Origin of the sequence: Marivita sp. S2033 (assembly GCF_046592965.1) — a bacterium.
Lineage (GTDB): Bacteria > Pseudomonadota > Alphaproteobacteria > Rhodobacterales > Rhodobacteraceae > Marivita.
Window position 1 is genome coordinate 1 of record NZ_JBISBV010000025.1, and the last position, 5,981, is coordinate 5,981.

Genomic DNA, 5,981 nt, shown 5'->3' on the forward strand with positions numbered 1-5,981 from the left:
GAAGCGCTCATGGGGTGCATTGCGCGAAAAATATTAATTTAAAATCAATAGCTTGATGTGGAGAAGGTTCGACGCTGGTCGCGTTCCCTCCGCCATTATTTTGGCTAAGTTGCTGATATCATTTACTTTAATGCGTATCTGAAATTGGTTACCACCATCTTTGCCCCCAACAATCATGCAATTGGCTGCAGCCGACGCATGCGCTGTTGACCATGTTGCATTGCGCGCCGGTTACTTGCTTGCTCAGCTTGGAAACCCACCCATATCTTCCTTGTTTGAAAGGTATCGCTTAGCGGAGGCGAAGATGGGGTATGTGAAAACCGCGATGCTGATGGCGGCTATGACTGCGCTTTTCATGGGCGTGGGCTACCTGCTTGGCGGATCGGGTGGCGCGGTGATCGCCTTGGTGGTTGCGGCGGGCTTGAACGCGTTTACATGGTGGACCTCGGATCGCATGGTCTTGCGGATGCACAACGCCCAACCGGTGATCCGTGGAGATCGCATGGGCCTGCACGCCCTGACAGCCGAACTCGCGCGCAACGCGGGGCTGCCTGAACCCAAGGTATACCTGATCGACACACCGCAGCCCAATGCCTTTGCCACCGGGCGGAACCCGGACAATGCCGCCGTTGCCGTGACCGCGGGCCTGATGCAAAGCCTGACGCGCGAGGAACTGGCCGGGGTGATCGCCCATGAACTGGCGCATATCCGCAACCACGACACCGCGATCATGACCGTGACTGCGACCTTTGCCGGTGCGATTTCGATGCTGGCCAATTTCGCGCTCTTCTTCGGTGGCTCGCGGGAACGGATGGGGTTGATCGGCACGCTTTTGATGATGGTCCTCGCGCCTCTTGCGGCAGGCCTGGTGCAGATGGCGATCAGCCGGACGCGGGAATATGCCGCCGACAAGGCCGGGGCCGAGATCTGCGGCCATCCGCTCTGGCTGGCATCGGCACTGGAAAAGATCGCCATGGGCGCGGCCCGGATCGACAATCACGCGGCCGAGCGCAATCCGGCGACGGCGCATATGTTCATCATCAACCCGCTGCATGCGCACAAGCACGACAGCCTTTTCGCGACCCACCCGACGACCGAGAACCGCGTGGCTGCATTGCGCGCCATGGCCGGTCATGCTCGGCGTGAACCGCGCGCTACCGTGCGGCGCACGTCCAAAAGCCGTATTCCCGATACCCGAAATGGCGGCGCAGCGGGCCCTGGTCCTGAACGCGCTAATTGCTCAGGCGGGGCATCGCGGATTAAGTATTCGGACGATATGCCGGATTCCGGCGCGCTCCAACCGATGATGTAAATTGTGCGGTCCGATCCTACTCGGCCCGCCCGGCGTTGTAATCCTCATCTGTGACATGCTCCATCCAGTCGGATGTCTTGCCGCCTACAGACGTCTGCACGGCCAGATGAGTCAGTGCGCAGTCCGGAGACGCACCGTGCCAATGCCGCTCTCCGGGAGCAAACCAGACGGTATCACCGGGGCGCAGCACCTGCACCGGCTTTCCCTTTGATCCGGCCAGCCCAAACCCCGACAAGACATGCAACGTTTGACCCATGGGATGGGTGTGCCACGCGGTGCGTGCACCGGGTTCAAATGTCACCGACAGGATTTTGACGGGAGATGGGTCGTCCGCCGACACAACTGGATCAAACCGGACCTTCCCGGTGAAATACTCGCTGCTCGGGGTCTGTGAAGGCCGATCACCTAAGCGGTGGATCATCATAGCCGACTCCTTTGTGTGTTTTTTCAATACACCTGGCAGAGTTGCCATGCCAGAATTCCAGCCAATTGAGGCCGATTTTCACTCCACCGATCTGCAGTCTCCTGTGATCCTATAAGAATCCTAAAAGATCCTAAAGTAAACTGCGGCGAATTTTGCTATAAAAAATTCATAAACAAAACCGCAGACGATCTGGAATTGCCGGACAAATATATCTGTCCGAGCAACGCCTTCTCGTGTGCCCAAATTGGAGAACGCAGACCATGAACGCCACCGCTGATAACCTCTACCTTTCCGTTGACCAGGTTGCCAAACGCTTCGACGTATCAAAGGACTCAATCTGGCGCTGGAAGCGCAATGGCGACTTTCCCAAGCCGGTCAGGCTGGGCGGTTCGACAACCCGGTGGCGGCTGTCAGATATCGAGGACTGGGAAGTGCAGCGCCCGTGCTGCCTTGCCACGGAGCTAACCTTCGCGCCTGACAAGCTTTTCGCCGGCTAGACGACTCCAAGCCTTAGCTACCACCACTCGCGCTTCAATCCATCAGGTTGGAGCGCTTACCTAACGCCGCGCATGTTTCGCAGCGAACAATTTCCCTTTGCCAAATGAGGACTGAAATGACCAACCAGACCACCACCCGATCGCTCGAAGCCGACATCAAGAATGTGGTGTCATTCCCATCCAAGGCCCAGGCTCCGGCAAGCACCGTGTTTAATGAAACGTTTGAGGCATTGTCTGGCCGCCTGCCGACCGGCTTCGCCATGCAATCGGATGGCGTATATCAAATGCGCCCAAGTGAAGGCGAAGACATGGAGCCTGTCCGGATCTGCTCGCCGTTGGTGGTGACAGGAACTTGTCGGAAGTCGGATAACACCGCTTGGGGACGTGTCGTATCGGTTCAGGATCCAGATGGTTCCTGGCATGAGGTCATTCTTGAGCAACGAGATATCGGGAAGAAGTCGCCGACGGCGTTGAATCCGTTGTTTGATCGTGGCTTTGAACTGGGTGCCGCAGAGAAGGCTGCGCAGAGCGTGTCAGAGCTTTTGGCCCGCTGGCGGCCAGATGAACGATACCTTCGCACCGATCGCCTGGGTTGGGTGAATAGCGACTTCAGTGCTTTTTCTTTAGGCGGCGGACGTATTTTGGGACGAAGCCGCATTATCACTGACAGCGTTTCACCGGATGTAGCAGCGTCTATGACGTCTGCCGGAACATTACAGGGTTGGCGGGAAGCGTCGGCAGCGGCGTGTGTTGGCAATCACCTGATGGTCCTCGCGGTCTCTCATGCTTTCACGGGACCGCTGCTGTCCATTCTCGGCCGAGATGGTGGTGGGTTCCATTTTCGAGGGGTCTCATCGCGAGGAAAGTCGACGCTCTTGGGCATCGCTGCATCGGTTTGGGGCGCACCGTCGTTCGTTCAAAGCTGGCGCGGAACGGACAATGGCATGGAGGGTATAGCAGCAGCCTGTAACGACTCACTGTTGATCCTCGATGAACTGCATCAGGTCGAACCACGTGTCGCTGGAGAAACTGTATATATGCTCGCAAATGGCAAGGGAAAGCTGCGTATGAATTCCAATGGAAAGAGTCAATCCACAGCTCGGTGGTCTGTGCCAGTGTTGTCCAGCGGGGAATTGTCTTTGGAAGAGCACATGGCAAGTGGCGGAAAGAAGATGTTTGCGGGTCAAGATATTCGGCTCATTGATTTGGTGGCAGACGCACGCCGGCACGGCGCATTCGACGAATTGCATAACGAAACCAGTGGAAGGACGTTTGCGGAGCGAATGCAAAGGGCAGGGCGTTTGAACTTCGGATTGGCTGGCCCTGCATTCGTGGAGGCAGTTATGAAGAGAATTGGTAATAAGGATGCATGGGTGAAATTTGTCGATAACCGGTGAGAAGAGTGGTCGTCAAATCTTGGTTTGCCCAACGACGGACAGGTTCAACGGGTTGCAGCACGTTTCGCAATCGCTGCGTTGGCCGGAGAAATGGCGACGAGGTTTGGTATTACTGGTTGGCCACCTGCCACAGCAATCAATGCTGCTTTCGCGCTATTGCAGACTTGGTTTGATGGGCGAGATGAAAGGACAAGTCTTGAGATTGATGAAGCCGTGGGGCGAACGCGTGACTATGTGTCCCAAAACTTACATCGATTTCTTCAACTCGACGGATCAGGCGGGGTTATGCACGATGGATGGCGAGATCCCGATTGGATTTACATCACGCCGGAAGCCTGGAAGACTATTCACGCAGAGGACGCCAACGCTGCAGCCAGGATGCACAAGACCAAGGGTATTCTGAAAACGCAAAAAGGCAATAGCCTTCAATTCAGGATGGGGCGTGATGTTCCAGGGCGGCCAAGAGTCTATGCGGTTCGGCTGGATGCGTTGACGGAATTCGTGACCGCGTAATTTCCAAAAGGCTCGTCGTTCTTAAGAGCACTAGGACCACTTGGACCGGTAAATCCGTGTTTGACATCGAAGGACCAGCAAGGTCCGGGTGGTCCGGGTGGTCCGGGTGGTCCGGGTGGTCCGGGTGGTCCGGGTGGTCCGGGTGGTCCGGGTGGTCCGGCGACAAAACCGCGGGTTAGTGATTGCCTGCCATCTATTATTATCCACCGGACACGTGATGCCTATGTGAACGCAGGCCATCCGTGAATTTCCACCATCTTGACGGACGTGACCTTATCCTGAATGAAAACGTCGGATGACAGAAGTCAGCCCTTTTCAGACGGTCACGGTCATGCACTTCGCTGGTGCGGCATCCGACATGTCGGGCGGTTTGCGGACTTTCTCTGCCACCGCAATGCGAACGGGCGGTTTCAGCAGGAGCTGACATTCAGATGATATTGAAACCGGGTGTTGTGCTGCACCGTCGCAAGGTGGCTCTGAGTCATTGAGTGGCCATCCCCGCCAGCATGGAACCAAGAGCGACGAAGTGGATCAGCATGATCGCCTTGTCGTTCCAGAGCACGCCGACGATCAGCCAGCCCAGAACGCCGACGAGGAACAGGTAGAGGTTCCAGGGCGTCCAGGCGATCACCGAAATCTATGGCACACCTGTCACGGCCAACGAGATTGGATGGATCGAAGCGATCCGCGACGCCTCCGGCAACAGCGATCCGCGCATCACGAGCCGGTCGAAATCCGCCATTAACGCGATTTTTGGAGCGTAATTTATCATGGTCAAGCTTGACGACCTGACGGAAAACGAGATCGCTTGGTTGCGATTTCTCCGGGACATCAGCAATGATACCGATCCGCTGCCGACGCTGGCTCGTGTGCAATTGCTGCGGCGAGTGTGTCTAAGGTAGCGACCATTTGGAGACATGAGGAAACCAGCAGGCTTGGGAGAAGGCCTTGGTTAGTCGGCCCGATATTCCCGATCTGTGCCATGTGCAGATGGTTCATGGCATAAATCCATTACGTTGGGGTGGATTCAGAATGATTACTGAAATTCGTGGTCACGATTCAACATTGCGACACGAGGTTAACCTAAGGCCATATTGGCCATGGTGCCTCAGGACATCGCGAAGAACCGAGAGCACGATTGGGCGTGGCGTTCGAAGACTTCTGCGCACAAGCGAAACTGTCGGGGGCTTTTGATCTCAGCTAGCTTCTGCCGTGATCTGTAGAGCCTTGCCGCCGAGATCACGGAAGGCGCGCTGCCGGCAGCTCAATACGATGATCTGCAGGTCGCCTGCCTGACGGTGCAGGGCGTCGAACATCCGCTCAATCCGGTCATCATCCGTGAAGACCAGCGCGTCGTCCAGGATTACCGGTGCGTGGCGCCCGTCCTTGGAAAGGAGCCGCGCAAAGGCCAGCCGCACCAGGAGCGCAATCTGCTCCTGCGTGCCACCTGACAGGATATCCACGGTCTCCTCCTGACCGTTCCTGGTCAGCGACTGCGGAAGAAGTGTGTCGTCCGCCCAGTTCAGCTCGGCGTCCGGCCACAAGAGGTGCAGGAGGGGGCGCAGTTCTCCTGCGACGGGTTCGAAATATCGGTCTCGTGCCTCCGAGCGTGCTGCTTCAAGAGATCTCCGCAAGCGTTCCAGCACCTTGACCTCGCGGGCGATCCGGGCCAGCCGGATCTCCGCCGCACCAAGCTTCTCTTCGGTTTCCTGAAGTCGCTCTTCCACCGCTTCGCCAGCGCTACCTGTCAATCGGCATTGAACTTTGACCCCCTATCGGCGTCCAATATTGACCCCTTTGTGCTGAGCAGGCCCGGCGCTGCGTAGCCCTCACATAGC

General features: G+C 57.0%; 6 protein-coding genes and 1 pseudogene. 4 read left to right on the top strand and 3 right to left on the bottom strand.

The features are described from left to right. The first annotated feature begins 304 nt into the window (after positions 1–304). Positions 305–1,312, top strand: a complete 1,008-nt coding sequence (gene htpX / locus ACGKZZ_RS16920) for a zinc metalloprotease HtpX (RefSeq protein WP_411224692.1) — start codon at positions 305–307, stop codon at positions 1,310–1,312. Between the two features lie 16 nt (positions 1,313–1,328). On the opposite strand, the gene ACGKZZ_RS16925 is transcribed toward htpX, so the two are convergent. Next, a complete protein-coding gene (locus ACGKZZ_RS16925) occupies positions 1,329–1,736 on the bottom strand; it encodes a cupin domain-containing protein (RefSeq protein WP_411224693.1) in 408 nt (135 codons plus the stop codon). Between the two features lie 260 nt (positions 1,737–1,996). On the opposite strand from ACGKZZ_RS16925, the gene ACGKZZ_RS16930 reads away from it, so the two are divergent. The 3 genes from ACGKZZ_RS16930 (at position 1,997) to ACGKZZ_RS16940 (ending at position 4,143) form a co-directional block, all read left to right on the top strand. Next, a complete protein-coding gene (locus ACGKZZ_RS16930; RefSeq protein ID WP_411224694.1) occupies positions 1,997–2,233 on the top strand; it encodes a helix-turn-helix transcriptional regulator in 237 nt (78 codons plus the stop codon). A gap of 116 nt (positions 2,234–2,349) precedes the next feature. Next, positions 2,350–3,630, top strand: a complete 1,281-nt coding sequence (locus ACGKZZ_RS16935; protein WP_411224695.1) for a DUF927 domain-containing protein — start codon at positions 2,350–2,352, stop codon at positions 3,628–3,630. Positions 3,631–3,654: 24 nt separating this feature from the next. Next, positions 3,655–4,143, top strand: a complete 489-nt coding sequence (locus ACGKZZ_RS16940) for a hypothetical protein (protein WP_411224696.1) — start codon at positions 3,655–3,657, stop codon at positions 4,141–4,143. 481 nt (positions 4,144–4,624) lie between these two features. Here ACGKZZ_RS16940 and ACGKZZ_RS16945 read toward each other — a convergent pair. Then, a pseudogene (locus ACGKZZ_RS16945) lies at positions 4,625–4,765 on the bottom strand (DUF6552 family protein); the annotation flags it as partial. Positions 4,766–5,339: 574 nt separating this feature from the next. After that, positions 5,340–5,870 carry an ATP-binding protein gene (locus ACGKZZ_RS16950; RefSeq protein WP_411224697.1) on the bottom strand — a complete coding sequence of 177 codons (531 nt, stop codon included), beginning with the start codon at positions 5,868–5,870 and terminating at the stop codon, positions 5,340–5,342. Positions 5,871–5,981 lie beyond the last annotated feature (111 nt).